This is a genomic window from Rheinheimera tangshanensis, assembly GCF_014645135.1.
Taxonomy (GTDB): domain Bacteria; phylum Pseudomonadota; class Gammaproteobacteria; order Enterobacterales; family Alteromonadaceae; genus Pararheinheimera; species Pararheinheimera tangshanensis.
Map to the genome: position 1 here is coordinate 1 of NZ_BMLH01000013.1, position 21,762 is coordinate 21,762.

Here is a 21,762-nt window from a genome sequence, read left to right on the forward strand (position 1 = left end):
ATGGTGCTTCCTTGGTAGGTTTGTTTGGCGATAGATCTGATCACCGAACACCATGAATGTTCTCACTTACTTAATTTTTTGTATCACCTCTATGATTTTACTCATATTTTTGTGGGGATACCTCAGATTCAGACCCCTTTACCTTAACGCACAGAAGCAGAGCGATGGGCGCTGTCGCCTTGTCTTTTTTGCAATTCCTTGTATAGAAGCTCTGAATGCAAAAACCACTTAAAGTCATACAATTCATTGTTTTTAAAGTTAACTCTTATTCTCGGAGCTCCAAGAAATCGCCTATAGTCGACAGAGACAATATCCTCGTTTTTCTTTACAAAGCTATAACCCGTACTCTTTTGTATAAACTCAAATCCACTCTGACTGAAGATCAACTGCTCAGTACCATGTAGATCAAGCGCATGCTGATAATGACGCAGCAAAGCATCAAAAAACATAAACACAGCCACACCACTGATTAACCCTAGGATAGTGCTGTTGTTGATAAGTTCAGGTTTGTAATAAATCAGAAAAAGCCAAAGTGCTAACAGCAGATAAACAGGTCTTTTCAGGTAACGGATCCGGCGTTTTAATGCGTCGCTATCAGCTATAAATTTATTCATTGATCACCAACTTTTAAACCAGAAAACTCTTCAGTGCAGCTATTTTACTCTGACATTCTGTATTCAAAGTCATCAGGTTGCGCCTTTTTGCATATGAACCAAGGGCAAACCCTGCGGTAGGTTTTGCTTTGACCCAAAGGATTAACTTAGCGCCCAAACTGGCAAAGGTCTTTCACAATGGCTTGAGTTTGCTCAGTAAACAACTCCATTTGCGCATCAGTCAACACACCATTCAGCCTAAGCGCAGCAATTTTAAAAAAGGCGTTGCTGCGTTTCAGGTCATTAAACATTTTGGCTATTTTTTCATCTTCTTTTTCGATTAATTTATAAAGTTTAAGATAAGTTTAATGCTGCTGCCCTGCTCTGCCCGCTGAAAGCTTTTCAATGCGATGGAAAATTTGTTCACAGGCTAAGTTCAGCAGCTCAGGCTTTAGATCCCGGATTATTTTCCAATCTCGTTCAGATATGGTGATCATCTCTACTATCTCCGAAAAATGCAGGGGCTTTACTCAGAAACGAATGCTTAAGATCTTGTCTCCAGGAATCCACTGAGTACAAAACTAACGTTAATGTACCGCTATTTCAACAGAATTTTAGAGGCATCATCAAGGTATAAAAAAACCCGTCACAAGGACGGGTTTCTTAGTAGAAATTACTAATGGGTGAATTACCAGCCAGTCAGTTCTTTCAGTGCTTTACCGATGTCAGCTAAGCTCTTCACGGTTTTCACGCCTGCGTCTTCCAGTGCAGCGAACTTCTCGTCAGCTGTACCTTTACCACCAGAGATGATGGCGCCTGCGTGGCCCATGCGCTTACCAGCTGGTGCAGTTACACCGGCAATGTAAGACACAACTGGCTTAGTCACGTGTTTTTTGATGTAAGCAGCAGCTTCTTCTTCAGCTGAACCACCGATTTCACCGATCATGACGATGGCTTCAGTCTGTGGGTCTTCCTGGAATAATTTCAGGATGTCGATGAAGTTAGAACCAGGGATTGGGTCACCACCAATACCTACACAAGTCGACTGGCCGAAACCGTAATCAGTCGTTTGTTTTACTGCTTCATAAGTCAGAGTACCTGAACGTGAAACAATACCTACTTTACCTGGTAAGTGAATGTGGCCTGGCATGATACCAATTTTACATTCGCCTGGAGTGATTACGCCTGGGCAGTTGGGGCCAATTAAGCGTACGCCTAATTCGTCACATTTTACTTTGGCATCCAGCATATCCAGAGTTGGAATACCTTCAGTGATACAAACGATCAGTTTGATACCGCCGTTAGCAGCTTCCAGGATAGAATCTTTACAGAAAGCAGCTGGTACATAGATTACTGATGCTTCAGCACCAGTGGCTTCTACCGCTTCTTTTACTGTATTGAATACTGGTAAACCTAAGTGAGTCTGACCGCCTTTACCAGGAGTCACACCACCAACCATTTTAGTGCCGTAAGCAATGGCTTGTTCAGAGTGGAAAGTACCCTGAGCACCAGTGAAGCCCTGACAAATTACTTTGGTATCTTTATTAATTAAAACGCTCATGGATTACCCCTTATGCCTTAGCCGCTGCAGCAGCTACAACTTTTTGTGCAGCGCTTGTCAGGTCTGTGTCAGCGATAATGTTCAGGCCGCTTTCACCCAGCACTTTAGCACCCAGTTCAGCGTTGTTACCTTGCAGACGAACTACTACTGGTACTTTTACGCCAACTTCTTTCACTGCGCCAATTACACCTTCAGCAATCATATCGCAACGTACGATACCACCGAAGATGTTGATGAATACGGCTTTCACAGCGTCATCAGACAGGATAATTTTGAAGGCTTCAACAACACGTTCTTTAGTCGCACCACCGCCAACGTCCAGGAAGTTAGCTGGTTGGCCACCGTGTAATTTAACGATGTCCATAGTACCCATAGCTAAACCGGCACCGTTCACCATACAGCCGATGTCGCCACCTAAAGCTACGTAGTTCAACTCCCATGAAGCAGCGTGTGCTTCACGTGGATCTTCCTGTGAAGGGTCTTGCATGGCTTTTAATTCTGGGTGACGGTACAGAGCGTTGCCATCGATCACCAGTTTGGCGTCTAAGCAGTGCAGATCGCCAGCAGGAGTGATCACCAGCGGGTTCACTTCCAGCAGAGCTAAATCTTTATCTTTAAACAGCTGAGCCAGACCCATGAAGATTTTCACGAACTGGTTCACTTGCTTGCCTTCCAGGCCTAATTTGAAGGCTAATTCACGACCCTGGAATGGCTGAGCGCCAACCAGTGGATCAATTGCAGCTTTCAGAATTTTTTCTGGAGTTTCGTGGGCAACAGTTTCAATTTCCACGCCACCTTCAGTAGAAGCCATAAACACGATACGACGTGAAGAACGGTCTACTACAGCACCTAAATACAACTCTTTAGCGATGTCAGTACAGGTTTCAACCAGAATACGACTTACAGGCTGACCTTTTTCGTCTGTCTGGTAAGTCACCAGATTCTTTCCAAGCCATTTTTCAGCGAAAGCGCGGATATCTTCTTTGCTTTTCACCAGCTTCACACCGCCCGCTTTACCGCGGCCACCAGCGTGAACCTGAGCTTTGACAACAAACATGTCGCCGCCGATTTTATCTGCAGCTTCTACCGCTTCTTCAACAGTTGCTGCGGCGATGCCTTTGGATACAGGCAAACCATATTGGGCAAACAGTTGTTTACCCTGATACTCGTGCAAATTCATGGCTATTTTCCGTTCATTTTGACATTGAAGGCCACACCTATGGTGCGACCTGACCTTTAGATCGGCGCGTATTATAGTGCCAATCAGTCTGATAAAAAATGCTGTTGCCCGAAAACAACAGCATTTTTAGTTACTTTTTCCAGATATTAGATATCCAGCAGAATACGGGTTGGATCTTCCAGTAACTCTTTAATGGTCACCAGGAAGCCGACTGACTCTTTACCATCGATGATACGGTGGTCGTATGACAGTGCTAAGTACATCATTGGCAGAATTTCCATCTTGCCGTCAACAACCATCACACGGTCCTGGATCTTGTGCATGCCAAGAATAGCAGACTGTGGTGGGTTGATGATTGGAGTAGACATCAGAGAACCAAACACACCACCGTTGGTGATAGTGAAGTTACCGCCTGTTAAGTCGTCCATAGACAACTTACCGTCACGGCCTTTGATGGCTAAATCTTTGATGGCTTTTTCGATTTCAGCCAAATTCATTTTGTCACAGTCACGCAGAACTGGTGTCACCAGGCCACGAGGTGTAGACACTGCGATACTGACGTCGAAGAAATTATGGTACACGATGTCATCGCCATCGATAGCAGCGTTCACTTCAGGGAAACGTTTCAGCGCTTCGGTTACAGCTTTGACATAAAATGACATAAAGCCTAAACGGATGCCGTGTTTCTTCTCGAACACGTCCTGGTACTGCTTACGCAGATCCATAATTGGCTTCATGTTCACTTCGTTGAAGGTCGTTAACATGGCTGTAGAATTTTTCGCTTCTAACAAGCGGTTCGCGATGGTTTTACGTAAACGTGTCATAGGCACACGTTTTTGTGAGCGATCGCCTTGTACCGGAGCTGGAGCAGCAACAGCAGCAGCTTTAGCAGGAGCAGCTGGTGCACCGGCCAGGAATTTCTCTACATCTTCTTTCGTCACACGGCCATTTTTACCAGAACCCTGGATTTTAGCAGCGTCTAAGCCTTTTTCAGCGATCAAGCGGCGCACAGATGGAGTTAACACCTCATCTGATTCTGCAGCAGTAGCAGCAGCGGCCGGAGCAGCTTCAGCTTTAGCAGCAGGTGCGGCGGCAGGAGCAGCAGCGCCAGCGTTCATGTGACCAATCACTTGTTCAGCCAATACAGTCGCACCTTCAGCGTGAACGATTTCGCCCATCACGCCATCAGCCTGAGCAACAACTTCTAAAACAACTTTATCGGTTTCAATGTCAACCAGGACTTGATCACGGCTAACGGCTTCACCTGTTTTTACATGCCAGGTGGCGATTGTTGCGTCTGCAACTGATTCTGGTAGTACCGGGACTTTAATTTCCACTTTGTCACCTTTTTTAAAATTGGGTTTTGTTTCGTTACTAAAACTAAAATCAGAGCGCCTTACGGCCGCACTGACAGAATACAAAAACGGCGCAGCTGATGCTGCGCCTTAATTTTTAAGCAATAGTTAAAGCTGCGTTGACTAAAGCCTGTTGCTGTTTGTTGTGAACAGACAAGTAACCTACCGCAGGTGAAGACGACGCTTCGCGGCCGGCATACGTCAGTTTTCCAGTTGCTGGTATGGAAGACCAGAAATGGTGTTGACTGCAGTACCAGGCGCCCTGGTTTTGCGGTTCTTCCTGACACCAGACAAAATCTTTTACATGCTGGTAGTCTTTCATGATGGTTGCCATCTCTTCCGCCGGGAAAGGATACAACTGTTCAATCCGAACTATAGCAATGTCAGTGATATTACGTTTGCGGCGTTCTTCCAACAGATCGTAGTACACTTTACCGCTACACATCACCACACGTTTCACATCAGCTGGCTTAATTGGATCAATTTCAGCGATAGCGTTCTGGAATACACCAGAAGCGATTTCTTCTAACGAAGAGGTGGCTAACGGGTGACGTAACAATGATTTAGGTGACATCACAATCAGAGGACGACGCATTGGGCGTACCATCTGACGGCGGATCATGGCATAAACCTGAGCCGGAGTGGTTGGAACCACCACCTGCATATTGTGATCAGCACAAAGTTGCAGGAAACGCTCTAAACGGGCTGAGGAGTGCTCCGGGCCCTGACCTTCATAGCCATGAGGCAACAATAATGTCAGACCACATAAACGACCCCACTTCTGCTCGCCTGAACTTAAGAACTGGTCAATCACCACCTGAGCGCCGTTGGCGAAGTCGCCAAACTGACCTTCCCAAATCACTAAAGCACGAGGTTCAGCTGTGGCATAACCGTATTCAAAGGCTAATACCGCTTCTTCAGACAAGGCTGAGTCGTACACCTGGAATGGACCTTGTGAGTCGCTGATATGTTCCAGTGGTGTATAGGTGCTTGCATCGTTCTGATTGTGCAGTACCGCATGGCGGTGGAAGAACGTACCACGGCCTGAATCCTGACCGACGATACGGATACGACTGCCAGCTTCCACAATAGAAGCGTAGGCCAGAATTTCAGCGAAACCCCAGTCGATTTTTTTCTCGCCTTTAAGCATTAACGCTCGGTCTTCATACACTTTGCCAACCTGACGTTGCAAAGTATGAGATTCAGGCACAGCAATGGCTTTTTCACCTAAAGTGACTAAATCCGCCACTTTCATACTGGCATCGTAAGCCGTAGTCCAGTCGTGGCCAATGTATGGAGTCCAGTCGACTGACACTTCAGTCATAGGACGCCATTCTTCAACCACGCAGTCGCCTTTATCTAAGGCATCGCGGTAGCTATCAACCATCAGCTGGACTTGTTCAGCAGTCACCACACCTTCAGCAATCAGCTTCTGGGCGTATAACTCACGTGGAGTTGGGTGTTTTTTGATTTTCTGGTACATCAGCGGCTGAGTTGCATTTGGCTCGTCCGCTTCGTTGTGACCGTTACGACGGTAACAAACTAAGTCAATCACCACATCACGTTTGAAGGTGTTGCGGTAGTCTACAGCCAGCTGAGCGACAAAAATCACAGCTTCCGGATCATCCCCATTGACGTGGAAAATCGGTGCCTGAACCATCTTGGCGATATCAGTACAGTATGGCGTAGAACGGGTGTCTTCCGGGTTAGAGGTAGTGAAACCAACCTGGTTGTTTATCACCAGACGGATAGAACCACCCACTTTGAAAGCACGGGTTTGAGAGATATTAAAGGTTTCTGCAACCACGCCCTGACCAGCAAAAGCAGAGTCACCGTGAATGGTGATAGGCAGAGCCAAGGTACCGTCAGTGCTACCGCGGCGGTCTAAACGGGCGCGGACAGAGCCCATTACCACAGGGTTCACGATTTCTAAGTGCGACGGGTTGAAAGCTAACGCTAAATGGACATTGCCACCTTTAGTTTCGAAGTCAGATGAGAAACCCATATGGTATTTCACATCACCTGCGCCAACTACTTCGTATTTACCGGCGAACTCATCAAACAACTTGCTTGGGTTTTTGCCCAGTACGTTGATCAGGGTGTTCAAACGACCACGGTGCGCCATACCGATAATACAGTCTTTAGCGCCCTGCTCGCCTGCTCTGTGGATCATGGCTTTGAGCATTGGGATCATGGCGTCGCCGCCTTCTAAACCAAAACGCTTGGCGCCAGGGAATTTAGAAGCCAGATATTTTTCCAGACCGTCTGCAGCCACTAAGCCTTGCAACAGTTTGGTTTTTTCTTCTTTGCCAAGCGCACGTGAGGCCTGTTGGCCTTCTAAACGTTGTTGGATCCAACGTTTTTCGTCCGTCGACACTATATGCATATACTCAGCACCGATAGAACCACAATAAGTGGACTCCAGCGCTTTGTATAAGTCGCCTAACTTCATACTGGTTTCGCCACCAGCAAAAGAGCCGACATTAAATTCGGTATCAAAATCAGCCTGAGTCAGGTCGTGGTAGGACAACTCCAAATCACGCACTCGCGGCTGCTTCCACAGGTTCAGCGGGTCGAGGTTTGCATGCTGATGGCCACGGAAACGGAAGGCATTGATTAGTTGCAGAACTTTCACCTGACGTTGATCTGAACCACCTGCATTCACCGTAATGACTTCACGGTGTTTGTTTTTGGCAAGTTCAGCGAACTGCTGGCGAATGTCACTGTGACGGGATTCGAGTTCTACGCCGTCAATTTTGGGCAGACTGGCAAAAAACTCACGCCATTCATCACTGACGCTGGTAGGTTCAGCTAAGTAGGATTCATAGAGCTCATCTACATAGGCCATGTTACCACCGCCTAAATGAGAAGACTCTAACCACGCCTTCATTACACCTTCGTGCATTTAGTTTCCCTTATTCGAAGCACCTGGAAAAAATTAGCAAAAAGCGCCCCATACATATGAGCGCGCTTCATTTTATACCAATCAGGGCTGTTTCGCTCTGACAAAGGGCGCTTACAGCGCCCGGTTTAACAGCATAGATTTGATCTGACCTATAGCTTTGGTCGGGTTCAAACCTTTAGGACATACGTTGACACAGTTCATGATGCCGTGGCAGCGGAACACGCTGAATGCATCGTCTAAATCGTTTAAACGCTGTTCAGTGGCAGTATCACGGCTGTCAGCTAAGAAGCGGTAGGCGTGTAACAAACCAGCTGGTCCGATAAATTTATCCGGATTCCACCAGAATGAAGGGCAAGAAGTTGAACAGCAGGCGCACAAAATACATTCGTACAGGCCATCTAACTTTTCACGATCTTCAGGCGATTGCAGGTATTCACCTGCTGGCGGTAACTCGTCATTGATCAGGTAAGGTTTGACCTTTTCATACTGAGTGTAGAACTGAGTCATATCGACCACTAAGTCACGCACTACAGGTAAACCTGGTAATGGACGGATCACCAGCTTGCCGCCTTTGCCTTTGCCCAATGCAGACAATGGAGTGATACAAGCCAGACCATTTTTACCATTCATGTTCAGACCATCTGAACCACAAACCCCTTCACGGCAGCTGCGACGGAATGATAAGGTTGGGTCTTGTTCTTTTAATTTCAACAGTGCGTCTAACACCATCATGTCACGACCCTCTGGATTATCCAGAGTATAGTCTTGCATACGTGGCGCTTTATCAACGTCAGGGTTGTAACGATAGACAGAGAATACTAACTTCTTCATTCTGCATCCCTCTTAGTACGTACGTGCTTTAGGCGGGAAAGCGTCACGGAACTTAGGTTCCATATTCACTTTACGCTTAAACATTGATTCAGTATCTGGCGTGTAGACGCTGTGGCATAACCAGTTTTCGTCGTCACGGTCCGGGAAGTCAAAACGAGCGTGGGCACCACGGCTCTCCGTTCTGTAGTTGGCAGCAACTGCAGTAGAAAACGCGGTTTCCATCAGGTTGTCCAGTTCTAAACATTCAATACGCATAGTATTGAAGTCTAAGCTCTTATCATCCAGACGTGCATATTTCAGACGCTCACGGATTTCTTTCAGCTCAGCTAAACCTTCAGCCATAGCAGCACCTTCACGGAATACCGAGAAGTTCAGTTGCATACATTGCTGTAAGTCTTTTTTGATTTGAACCGGATCTTCACCCTGACCTGGCTTCGTCTCTTCCCAACGTTGAGTACGGGCTAACGCAGCTTGCAGATCGGAATCAGATGCAGCGCGCTGTTCAGTGGTCGCAGCCAGAGCTTCACCCAAGTGTAAACCTGTAGCTCGGCCGAACACCACTAAGTCTAATAAGGAGTTACCACCTAAGCGGTTCGCACCGTGTACAGACACACAAGCGATTTCACCACAAGCGAATAAGCCTGGAACTACAGACTCAGAACCGTCCGCTTTTGGATGAATAACCTGACCATGTACGTTAGTAGGAATACCACCCATCATATAGTGACAGGTTGGAATCACAGGAATTGGCTCTTTCACCGGGTCAACGTGAGCAAATGTCTTCGACAATTCACAGACACCTGGTAAACGGCTTTCTAAAACTTCCGCACCTAAGTGGTCAAGTTTCAGCTTGATGTGTGGACCCCATGGACCATCACAACCACGGCCTTCACGGATTTCAGTCATCATAGAACGAGCTACAACGTCGCGACCCGCTAAGTCTTTGGCGTTTGGTGCATAACGCTCCATGAAACGCTCGCCGTCTTTATTCAATAAGTAACCACCTTCACCACGACAACCTTCAGTCACCAGCGTACCGGCGCCTGCAATACCTGTCGGGTGGAATTGCCACATTTCCATATCCTGCAGTGGCACACCGGCGCGTAAGGCCATACCCACACCGTCACCGGTGTTGATGTGTGCGTTTGTGGTTGAGGCGTAAATACGACCTGCACCACCAGTCGCTAATACGACTGCACGGGATTTGAAATAAACAATTTGACCGGTTTCAATTTCAATGGCAGTACAACCCACCACGGCACCATCCTGGTTTTTCACCAGATCTAAGGCGTACCACTCAGAAAATACCTGAGTTTTGTTTTTTACGTTTTGTTGGTACAACAGGTGCAATAAGGCATGACCAGTACGGTCTGCTGCAGCTGCGGTACGAGCGGCCTGTTCGCCACCAAAGTTTTTCGACTGACCACCGAAAGGACGCTGATAGACACGGCCGTTCTCAAAACGAGAGAAAGGTAAGCCCATGTTTTCCAGTTCAGTAATGGCTTCAGGACCAGTTTTACACATGTACTCGATAGCGTCCTGGTCACCGATATAATCAGAACCTTTAACGGTATCAAACATGTGCCATTCCCAGTTGTCCGGGTGAGAGTTACCTAACGCAACAGTGATACCACCTTGCGCAGATACAGTGTGAGAACGGGTTGGGAATACTTTGGATAACAAAGCACAGGTTAAACCTGATTCAGTAATTTGCAGAGCGGCGCGCATACCTGCACCACCTGCGCCTATTACTACGGCATCAAATTCGCGTACTGGAATATTCACTTAAACACCCCACAGAACAAAGAGACCAACAGCTACATAGCCAAAAGCTAAGGTGTATAACAGGAACTGCAACACGCCACGCAACGCTGCGTTTTTGACGTAGTCAGTTAATACCTGCCACAGACCGATTTTGGTGTGCACTGCGATACAAACTAAGGTTAATAAAGTGAAAGCTTTCATCAGCATACTGGAAAACAGCGCTTTCCAGACATCGTAGGTTACTTCAGGAGTAACCAGGAAAAATCCCAGAATAAACAGAGTGTACAGCGTCAGAATAACTGCTGTGGCACGTAACGAGACGTAGTCCTGGACACCGTCGCGCTTTAAACTGGCTTGATTCAGAACCATAACCAAACTCCTGCTAAAACAGCTAATACAATCCACAGTACGATAGTCACTACTGCGCTGGTTTTACCGGATTGAAGTTCTTCCCAGTGCCCCATGTCCATAATCAAATGACGAATGCCACCAATCATGTGATACAGCAAAACTGTGATAGTACCCCAAGCGATAAACTTGGCGATGAAGGATTGTAATACCAATTTCACTTGCTCAAAGCCTTCCGGAGAAGACAAAGAGACTGCCCAAGCCCAGATCACAAACACCAGAGCGAAAAACATGGCTACGCCAGTTACGCGGTGCAGGATCGACGCTAACGCAGGAGCAGGAAAAGATATTGTTGTAAGGTCTAGATTTACAGGTCTTTGCTTTTTCACAGTTTCTTGCCCATCGACGCTCTTTATAGAGCTTTGTTGTCATTATGTGTTGCTGAATAATCAGTCAACGCCCAATGGATATACAGGCTACAGCTCGTTGTGGTTCAGCCTGTTTTTTTATCGATCAAACGCTGAACAGGTTTAAAACCCGCGACAGTATATAATTCACTACTTCGGATTACAATTTATGTTTGATTTGGTTATCGAATTTCTGCGTAGACAGAGAGTACAGCATTCCACTTTGATGACAATACGACCAGAGTCGAATACTTATTATCCAATCACGCATTAAAATTGACTTTTAGGCAGCACTTGACGTTAGAATAGGTGCAATGAAGGTTTAACCCAATTAAAACAACAGGAGAAATCCAATGGCAGATAAAAAAGCTGTCGTGCAGATCGAAGGACAGGCACCATTTGAACTTCCTATCTATTCTGGCACTGCAGGCACTGATGTTATTGATGTTCGTGCTTTAGGTCAGCAAGGATACTTCACCTTCGATCCGGGCTTTATGGCTACGGGTTCGTGCGAATCAAAAATCACCTACATCGATGGTGACAATGGCGTGTTGTTACACCGGGGTTACCCAATAGAACAATTGGCAGAACATTCAGATTATCTGGAAACCTGCTACCTGTTACTGGAAGGCGAATTGCCGACGAAAGCTAAGTACGAAGAGTTTGTGCATACCATCACGCGCCACACCATGGTGCATGAAAAAATTGCCTCATTTTTTCAGGGCTTCCGCGTTGACGCTCACCCTATGGCCATGCTCTGTGGCGTGGTTGGCGCGCTGTCGTCTTTTTACCATTCAGACCTGGATATTAACGACCCGGAGCAGCGTAAACGCAGTGCTCATCGCTTAATTGCCAAGTTACCTACTATCTCTGCCATGGCGTATAAATACACTGTGGGTCAGCCTTTTGTGTATCCACGTAATGACTTAACTTATGCAGAAAACTTCCTGCATATGATGTTCTCTGTGCCAGCTGAAGATTACAAAGTCAGTCCAATTCTTGCTAAAGCTATGGATCGCATTTTTATGCTGCACGCAGACCATGAGCAAAACGCATCTACCTCTACAGTGCGTTTAGCGGGCTCTTCAGGCGCTAACCCGTACGCTTGTATCGCTGCTGGCGTAGCCTCTTTGTGGGGCCCTGCCCACGGTGGCGCTAACGAAGCCTGCTTAAAAATGTTGCAGGAAATCGGCTCTGTAGAGCGTATTCCTGAGTTTGTCGCTCGTGCTAAAGACAAAAACGACAGTTTCCGTCTGATGGGCTTTGGTCACCGCGTTTACAAAAACTTTGACCCTCGTGCCAAAGTGATGCGTGAAACCTGCCACGAAGTATTAAAAGAGCTGAACATCAAGGATCCTCTGCTGGATGTGGCGATGGAGCTGGAGCGTATTGCGCTGTCAGACCCGTACTTCATCGAGAAGAAACTCTATCCAAACGTTGATTTCTACTCAGGCATCATTCTAAAAGCCATTGGTATTCCAACCAGCATGTTTACAGTGATTTTCGCTATGTCACGTACTGTAGGCTGGATCTCTCACTGGGACGAAATGCTGTCCGACAAAGGCCACAAAATTGGTCGTCCGCGTCAGTTGTACACCGGCTACACCAAGCGCGATTATAAAAAAGCCTAACCAGCTCATGAGGCCGGATGTTATGATCCGGCCTCGTTTTTTCTGTCCGGTTGGCCATCGTGAACTTCGATCTACGCTCTTTACGTCAACAATTCCCGTTTTTTAGCGCACATCCTGATTGGATCTATCTGGATAACGCCGCCACTTTGCATAAACCTCAAGCCGTGCTTGATGCTATGAATACCTTTTACAGCCAGCATAACAGTAACGTGCACCGCTCCGCCCATGGCTTAAGCCAACAAGCCACAGCGGCGTTTGAAGCGGCCAGAAACACAGTAGCTCAGTTTCTAAATGCCCGTTTTTCGCATGAAATTATCTGGACCAGCGGCACTACAGCAGGTTTTAATCAGCTGGTATTTGGTCTGATGGGGCCAGTGTTGCAGTCCGGCGATCGGGTATTAATTTCATCTATGGAACATCACGCCAATATTGTGCCCTGGCATATCCATGCCCTGCCCTTTGGTGTGCAGCTGGATGTGGTGCCTTTAACAGCCGACCATAGATTTGACCTCGCTGCTTATAGCGAATTATTAAAGCTTAAACCTAAGGTGGTTAGCATCAGCCATGTCTCTAATGCGCTGGGCTATATTCAGCCGATAGCCGACATAGTGCGTCTGGCTAAGGAGGCAGGCGCTATAGTGGTGCTGGACGGCGCTCAGGGCATTGTCTGGGAGAAGATCGATGTGCAGGCTCTGGATGTAGATTTTTATCTGTTCTCTGGTCACAAGCTGTATGGCCCAACAGGTATTGGCGTTTTATATGGCAAAACACAATATTTAGAGCTGCTGCGGCCACTGTTGGGCGGTGGTGAAATGATTAAAACTGTCAGTTTTTCGAGCAGCAGCTGGAACGATTTACCTTACAGATTAGAGGCTGGAACGCCCAACATGGCGGGCGCTATTGGTCTTGCTGCTGCTATTTTATGGCTGCAACAGCAGGATTTGACCGCATTTCAGCAGCACAAATCAGCGCTGGTACAACGGTTTTATGCCGGTTGTCAGCAAATTTCTGCTTTGGAGCTGTTATCTGGTCCGACAACTAACGCAGGAATTGTGGCGCTCAACCTGAAAAATGAGCACCCTGCCGACCTCGCCACCTTACTCGACCAGCAAAATATCGCAGTTCGGGCCGGAACTCACTGTACTATGCCGTTGTTTCAGGCATTAAATGTCAAGGGTTCTGTACGTTTCTCATTCGCCTGCTATAACAGTTTCGACGAAATTGACCGAACTTTGACCGCTTTAGCTACAGCAGTGGAGTTACTTGCCGAATGATCCGACCAGATATCTTTACAGAAACCGCTACTGCGCTAAAAAAAATTTACGTTAACCACCTGCCACAGTTGCGCCAATTAAGAGACTGGCAAAGTAAATACCGGATTTTAATGACACTGGGCAGGGAATTACCTACTTTTGACAGCGAGTGGCACAGAGATGAATTTTTAGTACAAGGTTGTGAGAGCAAAGCCTGGCTACTGCATTATCAGGACCCAGTCACAACTCAGCATTTCTGGGCTTTTGACAGTGATGCCCGTATTGTAAAAGGTTTAGTTATTCTGATTTTGACGCAGGTAAATGGCCTGACCGCGGAAGAGTTAGCAGAGGCGACACCAGAGTTATTATTGACTGAATTGCAGCTGCAACAAAATATCAGTCAGTCCCGCAGTAATGGTTTGCTGGCTGTATTGAATCGGGTCAAGGCCTCGCTCTGACCCACACCTAAATTTAAGCGTCAGGCTTTATTGGCTTTCTCAGCGAGTTTTTTCAAAACACGGGAGACGGCCACAAAAGCAAAAGAGCCTGTCACTACAGTAACGGCACCAAAACCACCACTGCAATCTAAGCGCATTGGGCCATCCAATTCTGGTTTAGTCTGACAGACAGTACCATCGCCTTTTGGATACACCAATTGCTCAGTTGAATACACCGCATCTATGCCAAAACGTCGTTTGGTATTGCGGCTGTAGTTGTAGTCACGACGCAAGGTATTGCGCACTTTGGATAACAAAGGGTCGTAGACCGTCTGGCTTAAATCGGCCAGCTGAATTTGAGTGGGATCCACCTGCCCGCCTGCACCACCCACTGTGACTATCGCGATTTTATTGCGTTTGCAGTGCGCTATCAGCGCCACTTTGGCTTTGATGGAATCGATGCAGTCCACCACATAGTCAAAATCGGTGCTCATCAGCTCAAATAAATTGTCATGACTAACAAAATCTTCGACCTGGTGTACTTTGCAATCCGGGTTAATGGCTTGAATACGTTCAGCCATTACCGCTACTTTATCTTTGCCTATGCTATCGGATAAAGCATGCAGCTGCCTGTTGGTGTTGCTGATACAAATATCATCTAAATCAATCAGAGTTATTTCGCCTATGCCGGAGCGAGCCAAAGCTTCAGCAGCCCAGCTACCGACACCACCAATGCCCACCACACAAACATGGGCACTCTGAAAGGCGTCCAATGCTTTGGTACCATACAAACGGCCTATGCCGGCAAAACGTAATAAATAATCGGACACGTAAATTACTCTTTTACTCAACAACTTTAGACGTAGTTGGTTTTTGATAAGAAGGCCAATCCAGTAATACAGGTTCTGCCCAGTGCTGATTCAGGTGCTGCACCAAGGATGGCGATAAAAACTCTGTACCATCCGAGGGAGGCAACACCAGCTTAATTTGCGCACCATCCCAGCTAAAATACAGTGCATAAGCGTGCAGGTAGAGACGATCGGCGGCGCTGCCCTGATACAACGCATCACCCAAAATAGCAGCGCTGACACTTTTTAAAGCCACCCGCACCTGATGAGTTTTACCGGTAAAAGGCTTGACCAAAAAAACTCTGCGCCCTTCCACCTCGTAAAAAGCCGAGACAAAATAGCTGATAGCAGGATTGCTTAAAGTGCTGATCAGCTTCCAGGCCGAACGGCGCGCCTGCACCATATCACCTTTAACCCAGCCTTGTTTTTTCTTTGGTTTTTGATCGGTCAGCGCTAAATAAAACTTTTGGATCTGTTGGCTTTGAAACAATTCAGCCAACTTCGCTGCCGCTTCACTGCTTTTAGCCAGCAGCAATAAACCTGATGTGCCTTTATCCAACCGATGCACAGCATACAACTTCAGCCCAAACTGGGCTTCAGCTAAAGCGACAACACCGGGTTCAAACTCGGAATGAAAACTGATACCGGATGGTTTATCCAGCACCAGAAAATCGGTGTGCTCAAAAACCAGTTTTAATGTCATTTACAGAGTAGCCGCAACCAGGCGGGCACGTTCTAAATCCTCTGGCGTATCCACGCCCACAGCAGGAACTTCAAGCGCAGTAGCAACATGAATAGCCTCGCCTTGCCATAAGACCCTCAGCTGCTCTAAGCATTCAATCTGCTCAAGCTGAGATGCCGGCCAACGGACGTACTCTTTAATAAAACCAGCACGGTAGGCATAAATACCTATATGACGACGATAGATATCAGCCAGTTGTGTTGTAAAAGCTTTATCTCTGTCAAATGGGATCACAGAGCGGCTGAAATACAGTGCATAACCATGTTTGTCGCTTTGTACTTTCACCACATTAGGATTTTGTATTTCGTCGCTATGCTCGATAGGCACAGATAAAGTGGCCATACGGGCTTTGCTTTGACTCGCCAGGTTCTGTGCGACCTGACGGATAATAGTGGGCGGAATAAAAGGCTCGTCGCCTTGTACATTCACCACCACTGTATCGTCCGCCAGATCCAATAAAGACACGACTTCGGCCAGACGTTCAGTGCCGGAGTTATGGGCCGGACTGGTCATACAAACTTCAGCGCCAAAGCCTTCGCATGCCTGTTTCACACGGGCATCGTCAGTTGCAATCACCACCCGCTCTGCACCACTTTTAATAGCCTGACTGTACACCCGTTCAATCATGGTCTGACCTGCAATATCAGCCAGAGGTTTGCCCGGCAAACGGCTACTGGCGTAACGGGCCGGAATAACGACCAGAAACCCAGTTTTTGCTAACGCCGCCTGTACTAACGCCATTGCTCAGCCTCTTCCAGACTTAAGGTGCGAGCTTCAGAAGTAAGCAGCACAGGAATATGCTTCTTTACCGGATAAGCCAAACGATCTGCTGTGCAAATCAGTTCCTGCTTTTCTTTATCCAGTTTCAATTTGTTTTTACACAAAGGACAAGCAATGATGTCCAGTAAGGCAATATTTAAAGCCATTAGTCTTCTCTCCATTGACGCAGTTGGTGCTGCAGCCAGAATTTAAATTCGTCCGACAGGTCGGCCTCGACCGGCAGGTAATACCAATTGGGTTTAGCAAAAGCACGGCATTTGACCGCATCTTTTTCTGTCATTAATACCGGGCCTTCGATATTAGCCAGACTCTGTTCATCAAAAGCAAAATGATCACGGAAAAAGACGCTGGCTTTCACCTCAATACCAAAGTTCTTTACCGTATCAACAAAACGTTGTGGATTGCCTATGGCTGCCACTAAAGTCACAGCTTGTGCTTGTTCTGGCCATTGGCTTTGACCATCTAATGCCAGAGGCTTAACAGGCTTTAACAGCATTTTATACTGCGCCGATTCAAAGTCACCGCTATTCACAATAACCGCATCGACACTTTGTAAACGCGATACAGGTTCGCGCAAAGGCCCTGCGGGCAATAGCTGCTGATTGCCCAAACCTCGTTGACCGTCGATCAGCACCAGTTCTAAATCGCGCTGTAACCTATAATGCTGCAGACCATCGTCGCTAATCACTATATCGCAGTCTGTAGTCTCCAGCAGATACTGCGCAGCTGCCACTCTGTCCGGACAGACCACTACAGGACAATGACTTTTGCTCGCCAAAAGCAAAGGTTCATCGCCAACATCTGCGGCCAAATGCAACGAAGTAACGCGCACAGGCGCTGTGATACGGGCACCATAACCCCGGCTGACAATACCAGGAGTAAAGCCCTGCTCTGCTAAAAACTTACAAAGCCACAAAGTGAAAGGTGTTTTACCTGTGCCGCCGACTGAGATATTACCGACAATAACAACGGGTTTTTCTACAGAAAAAGATACAAACCAGCCGCGCTGATAGCCAAAACGGCGGATCACAGCGACCAGCCGATACAGCAGACTCAGTGGCCAGAACAGCAATGTAAAAGAGTGCTGGCGGTACCAGCCTTTCTCCCACCAGTTCATCCGACTTCGCTAAATTGCATTTTATACAGCTGAGCATAGTAGCCATTTTGTGCCAGCAAGGACTGATGGTTGCCCTGCTCGACAATCTGGCCCTGATCCATCACCAATATCTGGTCGGCATTTTCAATGGTAGACAAGCGGTGCGCTATAACAATACTGGTGCGGCCTTTAAACAATTCATCCAATGCGCCCTGAATTTTACGCTCTGATTCTGTATCCAGCGCAGAAGTCGCTTCATCCAGAATCAGCACAGGAGCCTGACGTAACAAAGCCCGGGCTATGGCAATACGCTGGCGTTGACCACCGGACAAAGTCACACCGTTTTCACCAATTTCAGTATCAAGCCCTTCCGGCATCTGCTGCACAAATTCCATCACATGAGCTTTTTCTGCCACTTCCAGTAAACGTTCAGGACTTAATTCACCACGATAACCATAAGCAATATTATTGGCGATGGTGTCGTTAAACAGCACCACATGCTGCGATACCACAGCCATTTGTGAGCGTAATGAATCCAGCGTACAGTCTTTGGTGTTAATGCCATCGAGTAAAATTTCACCTTGCTCAATTTCATAAAAACGTGGCAACAAGCTGGAAATAGTGGTTTTACCGCTGCCGGAGCGACCGACTAAAGCCACTGTCTGACCAGGTTCAACGTTGATATTGATCTGCTTTAACACTTGTTTTTCATGACCAGGGTAGTGAAAGCTTAAGTCTTTAATTGCAATAGCACCTGTCACCTGTTTCAGTTCAATGGTTCCAGTGTCCTGCTCTGGTTTTTCATCCAAAACAATAAAGACGTTAGCCGCTGCTGCCATACCGCGCTGAAAATCACTATTGACTGTGGTCAGTTGTTTTAGCGGTTTTAACAGCAACATCATGGCCGTGATCATCTCACTGAAAGTACCAGGCGTTAAGGTGTCCAGCATAGCCGGGAAACTGGCTAAATAAATCACAAAAGCCAAAGCAAAAGAAGCAATCAGCTGGATCAGCGAAACGCTGATAGCGCGCGTCGCTTCCATCTTTACATCCAGCTGCCGGTTGCGGTTATTCACTGCTTTAAATCTGTTGTTTTCCAAATCGCCTGCGCCAAAAGATAAAATCACTTTATGGCCGTTCAGCATCTGCTCTGAACTGGTGGTGACATCACCCATAGCGTTTTGCATATTACTGCTGATTTTACGAAAACGTTTCGATACCTGCGCTACTATGACGGCAATTAGTGGTGCTATGACTAAAAAAATCAAGGATAGCTGCCAGCTGTTGTAAAACATCAGGGCTAAACAACCTAAAACAAACACACCTTCATGAATAAGCACAACTAAGGCTTTGCTGGACGCTTGCTTAATTTGCTCAGCATCGTAGGTGATTTTTGAAATAAGCTCGCCCGTCGAGTGTTTGTCATGGTAACTGACAGGCAAAGCAATCATCTGACGGAACAGTTGCTGGCGTAAGTCTTTGACGATATGAGTACCAGCCCAGTTCAGGCAGTAGCTGGAAATAAAATGAAACACACCACGCAGGAAAAACATACCGACGACAAAAACCGGAGCCCAGGCTAAATAAGCCGTATCTTTTTGGGTGATCCCACGGTCAATAAAGCTGGAAAACTGAGAAATAAAATAAATATCGACACAGGCGTAACCCGCCATACCAAACATCGCCAGAGCAAACCCCGCTTTGTAGGGTTTTAAATAACGCATCAGGCGCTTAAAGGTACTAATTGAACCCGTTGTTTGTGAAGACAAATTTAACCCCAAAGAATAAGAAAACCGTCGCCATTCTACCTTGTTGTGCAGGCGCTTTCAGCAATTGTTCACTGCTTTTGCAGCCAAAATGGCAAAGGCTGCTGCCGATAGGGCCAGATATGGAGCTGTTGCTCAGTCATTTCAATCCGCACAGCGCCTTGATCTGCAGTATTGAGTAGTGGAATTTGCAGCAATGCCAGTCGCCCCAACACCTCTGCACTGGGGTGACCGTAGGCATTATTGGCAGCGGCACTGTTCAGCGCCAATAGTGGTTGTAGGCTGCTTAAGAAATTCAACTGACTAGAGCTTTTACTGCCATGATGCCCCAGCAACAACAAATCGGCCTTTAAGTTAGGCTGAGCAATTAATAACTCAGCTTCGACGCTATGAGCTATGTCGCCAGTCAACAAGGTTTGCCATCCGGCTGTTTTTATTGCCAGCACACAAGAGCTGTTATTGCCTTCCTCTGTCTGGAATTGACTCCGAAAAGCCCACAGCTTTGCATCCAGATAATGAGCTGGCAAAGATAAACAAGGACGCTGCGGGAAGCCTGTGTCAAAGTCAGCAATCAATTGCACTCCGGGATAAGCCTTTAACACTTCAGCAAAAGCGCCTGTGTGATCAGTATCGGCATGGCTTAACACTAAATAATCCAGTTGCCGTACCCCTTGATAATGCAAATAAGGCAACACATAAGCTTCGGTGGCATTAAAACTGCCATACACAGGCCCAACGTCGTACAACAAGCCTCTATCGCCTTTTTGCAACAGCACGGCCGTGCCCTGCCCGACATCAATAACATGCACTTGCCAGTGCGCTGCTTTGGGCCACAACAAAAAAATAAAAGGCAATAACAGCAGCGCCATTCTGTATTTTGGTGCAGCAGCGGGCAGAAAAAATAACGCGAGCAATAACAAGGCGATACAAAGGGCAGAAAATACCGTTTGCGCCGGTAGTAACCACCAATAATCCATAGAAGCTCCTGCCATCAGCCACTGCTGTAATGGAGATAACAACAGATCCGCCAGTTGCCAGTGCCAAAGTACTTCTGCAGGCAAAATCAGCTCCAGTAGTAAAGCAATCAGCAGATAAGGGATCACCAAAAGCGAGCACCAGGGCACAAAAATCAGATTCGACAGCAACGCCAGAGGCGCTATACCATGGAAAAATAATAAAGTAGGCGCACTCATTAACAGCGTCATTACCGCCTGAAATTTTAAAGCATGCTTGATGACGCCGCAGTCGCTACGATCGCTCAGCGGATAACTCCAGACGAATAAAAAAATTAAAGCCACCGCATAAAGCGTCAGCCAAAAACTAATGCTCATCACCCATAAAGGATTAATGAACAACAAAAGCCCGCAGACCAAAAGCCAGCTTTGGCTATAACTTAAGCGCCTGTGCTGCTGCAGCAAATACACAGTCAAAGCCAAAGCGAGTAAAGCTCGTAACGTAGGAATGGCAAAACCTGCCAATAAGCTGTAATACCATGCAGCGAAGAGAGCGACAAAAGGTGCTGCTTTTCTGCACCACAGCAGCTGGATATGCATTTTGGCGAAGCACAACATCAAGCCATAGACCCAGCCAAACAGCAGACCAATATGAAAACCGGATATCGAAATTAAATGACCTAAGGCTGTGGCTTGTAACCCCAACCACAACTCGTCACTAAAAGGCCGTTCACCTAAAGTAAAAGCTGTGATCAGTGAAAAAGATGGCAGGTCGCCAATTTTTTGCTGCAAGCGCTGATACAACTGCTGACGATGATCCCAGTCTGCATTAAGTAACAGTCCATCTTTCACCACACAATTACCAATAATACCCAGCACATAAGCATTGGCTTCAATATGCACTGAGCCAGGATTGGCAGGCGCCCTTACGGCTTTGCAGCGTACCTTCAGCCACCAGTCTTGCCCCTGACCCAACAGCTCTGGTGCACGCTGCCAGCGCATTCTTACTAAGTAACCTTGCAGTGGCCCTTCATTGATTTGCCATAAAAATCTGCTGAAGTCCTGATCCTGTTGTCTGATACTGACAACCTGACCTTTGAGCCATGGTTCGGACAAGTGAAGTAACAGTTCAGTATGCGATTGATGCTGCTGTACCTGCCACAACCAAAGGCTTAAAGCGCAACAAAGACCAGTGAAAAACAACAAACGATAGTAAATGCAGATCAGGATCAAGCACAGCAGGAAAATAAGCCACAAAAGCTCTGGCACTATTGGTAAAAATAATGACAATAGGCATCCGCTGATCACGCCA

At 46.9% G+C, this 21,762-nt stretch carries 19 protein-coding genes; 3 read left to right on the forward strand and 16 right to left on the reverse strand.

Going from position 1 to position 21,762, the window contains the following annotated elements; all coding sequences use genetic code 11:
- Positions 1-143: 143 nt before the first annotated feature.
- The 9 genes from IEW88_RS17730 to sdhC all read right to left on the reverse strand — a co-directional run bounded on the left by IEW88_RS17730 (position 144) and on the right by sdhC (position 10,926).
- A complete protein-coding gene (locus tag IEW88_RS17730; RefSeq protein WP_147905325.1) occupies positions 144-614 on the reverse strand; it encodes a hypothetical protein in 471 nt (156 codons plus the stop codon).
- 667 nt (positions 615-1,281) lie between these two features.
- Positions 1,282-2,154: a succinate--CoA ligase subunit alpha gene (gene sucD, locus IEW88_RS17735; protein WP_046518783.1), complete on the reverse strand. Its 873-nt coding sequence runs from the start codon at positions 2,152-2,154 to the stop codon at positions 1,282-1,284.
- Between the two features lie 10 nt (positions 2,155-2,164).
- Entirely contained in the window at positions 2,165-3,334 is a 1,170-nt protein-coding gene (gene sucC, locus IEW88_RS17740) for an ADP-forming succinate--CoA ligase subunit beta (protein ID WP_053424931.1), read from the reverse strand.
- 146 nt (positions 3,335-3,480) lie between these two features.
- Positions 3,481-4,671: a 2-oxoglutarate dehydrogenase complex dihydrolipoyllysine-residue succinyltransferase gene (gene odhB / locus IEW88_RS17745; RefSeq protein ID WP_147905324.1), complete on the reverse strand. Its 1,191-nt coding sequence runs from the start codon at positions 4,669-4,671 to the stop codon at positions 3,481-3,483.
- A gap of 115 nt (positions 4,672-4,786) precedes the next feature.
- Positions 4,787-7,594 carry a 2-oxoglutarate dehydrogenase E1 component gene (locus IEW88_RS17750; RefSeq protein ID WP_147905323.1) on the reverse strand — a complete coding sequence of 936 codons (2,808 nt, stop codon included), beginning with the start codon at positions 7,592-7,594 and terminating at the stop codon, positions 4,787-4,789.
- 111 nt (positions 7,595-7,705) lie between these two features.
- A complete protein-coding gene (locus IEW88_RS17755; RefSeq protein WP_046518779.1) occupies positions 7,706-8,425 on the reverse strand; it encodes a succinate dehydrogenase iron-sulfur subunit in 720 nt (239 codons plus the stop codon).
- A 12-nt stretch (positions 8,426-8,437) separates the two neighbouring features.
- Entirely contained in the window at positions 8,438-10,210 is a 1,773-nt protein-coding gene (sdhA, locus tag IEW88_RS17760) for a succinate dehydrogenase flavoprotein subunit (RefSeq protein WP_147905322.1), read from the reverse strand.
- On the reverse strand, positions 10,211-10,558 hold the full coding sequence (gene sdhD / locus IEW88_RS17765; RefSeq protein ID WP_147905321.1) for a succinate dehydrogenase, hydrophobic membrane anchor protein: 348 nt from the start codon (positions 10,556-10,558) through the stop codon (positions 10,211-10,213). It lies immediately after the preceding gene.
- The gene (sdhC, locus tag IEW88_RS17770) at positions 10,549-10,926 is read right to left on the reverse strand and encodes a succinate dehydrogenase, cytochrome b556 subunit (protein WP_147905320.1); all 378 of its coding nucleotides are present in this window, start codon (positions 10,924-10,926) and stop codon (positions 10,549-10,551) included. The genes sdhD and sdhC overlap by 10 nt, the downstream gene beginning before the upstream one ends.
- Positions 10,927-11,297: 371 nt before the next feature.
- On the opposite strand from sdhC, the gene gltA reads away from it, so the two are divergent.
- From gltA to IEW88_RS17785, 3 genes are read left to right on the forward strand one after another with little or no spacing between them, the layout of a single operon-like run.
- Positions 11,298-12,575, forward strand: coding sequence for a citrate synthase (gene gltA / locus IEW88_RS17775; RefSeq protein ID WP_053424928.1), 1,278 nt, complete (start codon positions 11,298-11,300; stop codon positions 12,573-12,575).
- 59 nt (positions 12,576-12,634) lie between these two features.
- Positions 12,635-13,849: an aminotransferase class V-fold PLP-dependent enzyme gene (locus IEW88_RS17780; protein WP_147905319.1), complete on the forward strand. Its 1,215-nt coding sequence runs from the start codon at positions 12,635-12,637 to the stop codon at positions 13,847-13,849.
- Positions 13,846-14,286, forward strand: a complete 441-nt coding sequence (locus IEW88_RS17785; RefSeq protein ID WP_147905318.1) for a SufE family protein — start codon at positions 13,846-13,848, stop codon at positions 14,284-14,286. Before IEW88_RS17780 ends, IEW88_RS17785 begins: the two co-directional genes overlap by 4 nt.
- 20 nt (positions 14,287-14,306) lie before the next feature.
- Here IEW88_RS17785 and tcdA read toward each other — a convergent pair whose 3' ends face one another.
- Genes tcdA through IEW88_RS17820 form a run of 7 tightly spaced genes read right to left on the reverse strand, consistent with a single transcriptional unit; the run spans position 14,307 to position 21,740 of the window.
- Positions 14,307-15,095 carry a tRNA cyclic N6-threonylcarbamoyladenosine(37) synthase TcdA gene (tcdA, locus tag IEW88_RS17790; RefSeq protein WP_053424926.1) on the reverse strand — a complete coding sequence of 263 codons (789 nt, stop codon included), beginning with the start codon at positions 15,093-15,095 and terminating at the stop codon, positions 14,307-14,309.
- 13 nt (positions 15,096-15,108) lie between these two features.
- Positions 15,109-15,816 carry a TIGR01621 family pseudouridine synthase gene (locus IEW88_RS17795; protein ID WP_147905317.1) on the reverse strand — a complete coding sequence of 236 codons (708 nt, stop codon included), beginning with the start codon at positions 15,814-15,816 and terminating at the stop codon, positions 15,109-15,111.
- Positions 15,817-16,596: a 3-deoxy-manno-octulosonate cytidylyltransferase gene (gene kdsB, locus IEW88_RS17800; RefSeq protein WP_147905316.1), complete on the reverse strand. Its 780-nt coding sequence runs from the start codon at positions 16,594-16,596 to the stop codon at positions 15,817-15,819.
- Positions 16,587-16,781, reverse strand: a complete 195-nt coding sequence (locus IEW88_RS17805; protein ID WP_147905315.1) for a Trm112 family protein — start codon at positions 16,779-16,781, stop codon at positions 16,587-16,589. Before IEW88_RS17805 ends, kdsB begins: the two co-directional genes overlap by 10 nt.
- Positions 16,781-17,752, reverse strand: a complete 972-nt coding sequence (gene lpxK / locus IEW88_RS17810; RefSeq protein WP_147905314.1) for a tetraacyldisaccharide 4'-kinase — start codon at positions 17,750-17,752, stop codon at positions 16,781-16,783. The genes IEW88_RS17805 and lpxK overlap by 1 nt, the downstream gene beginning before the upstream one ends.
- Positions 17,749-19,512: a lipid A export permease/ATP-binding protein MsbA gene (msbA, locus tag IEW88_RS17815; protein ID WP_308936427.1), complete on the reverse strand. Its 1,764-nt coding sequence runs from the start codon at positions 19,510-19,512 to the stop codon at positions 17,749-17,751. The genes lpxK and msbA overlap by 4 nt, the downstream gene beginning before the upstream one ends.
- Positions 19,513-19,568: 56 nt before the next feature.
- Positions 19,569-21,740, reverse strand: a complete 2,172-nt coding sequence (locus tag IEW88_RS17820) for a DNA internalization-related competence protein ComEC/Rec2 (protein WP_185148652.1) — start codon at positions 21,738-21,740, stop codon at positions 19,569-19,571.
- Positions 21,741-21,762: the final 22 nt, after the last annotated feature.

What these genes read in the sequence shown, in the direction of transcription:
- kdsB (WP_147905316.1), bottom strand. Translation starts at nt 16,596, where the DNA reads ATGGCGTTAGTACAGGCGGCGTTAGCAAAAACTGGGTTTCTGGTCGTT.
- IEW88_RS17750 (WP_147905323.1), bottom strand. Translation starts at nt 7,594, where the DNA reads ATGCACGAAGGTGTAATGAAGGCGTGGTTAGAGTCTTCTCATTTAGGC.
- IEW88_RS17730 (WP_147905325.1), bottom strand. Translation starts at nt 614, where the DNA reads ATGAATAAATTTATAGCTGATAGCGACGCATTAAAACGCCGGATCCGT.
- IEW88_RS17795 (WP_147905317.1), bottom strand. Translation starts at nt 15,816, where the DNA reads ATGACATTAAAACTGGTTTTTGAGCACACCGATTTTCTGGTGCTGGAT.
- IEW88_RS17755 (WP_046518779.1), bottom strand. Translation starts at nt 8,425, where the DNA reads ATGAAGAAGTTAGTATTCTCTGTCTATCGTTACAACCCTGACGTTGAT.
- IEW88_RS17805 (WP_147905315.1), bottom strand. Translation starts at nt 16,781, where the DNA reads ATGGCTTTAAATATTGCCTTACTGGACATCATTGCTTGTCCTTTGTGT.
- sdhD (WP_147905321.1), bottom strand. Translation starts at nt 10,558, where the DNA reads ATGGTTCTGAATCAAGCCAGTTTAAAGCGCGACGGTGTCCAGGACTAC.
- gltA (WP_053424928.1), top strand. Translation starts at nt 11,298, where the DNA reads ATGGCAGATAAAAAAGCTGTCGTGCAGATCGAAGGACAGGCACCATTT.
- lpxK (WP_147905314.1), bottom strand. Translation starts at nt 17,752, where the DNA reads ATGAACTGGTGGGAGAAAGGCTGGTACCGCCAGCACTCTTTTACATTG.
- sucC (WP_053424931.1), bottom strand. Translation starts at nt 3,334, where the DNA reads ATGAATTTGCACGAGTATCAGGGTAAACAACTGTTTGCCCAATATGGT.
- IEW88_RS17785 (WP_147905318.1), top strand. Translation starts at nt 13,846, where the DNA reads ATGATCCGACCAGATATCTTTACAGAAACCGCTACTGCGCTAAAAAAA.
- sucD (WP_046518783.1), bottom strand. Translation starts at nt 2,154, where the DNA reads ATGAGCGTTTTAATTAATAAAGATACCAAAGTAATTTGTCAGGGCTTC.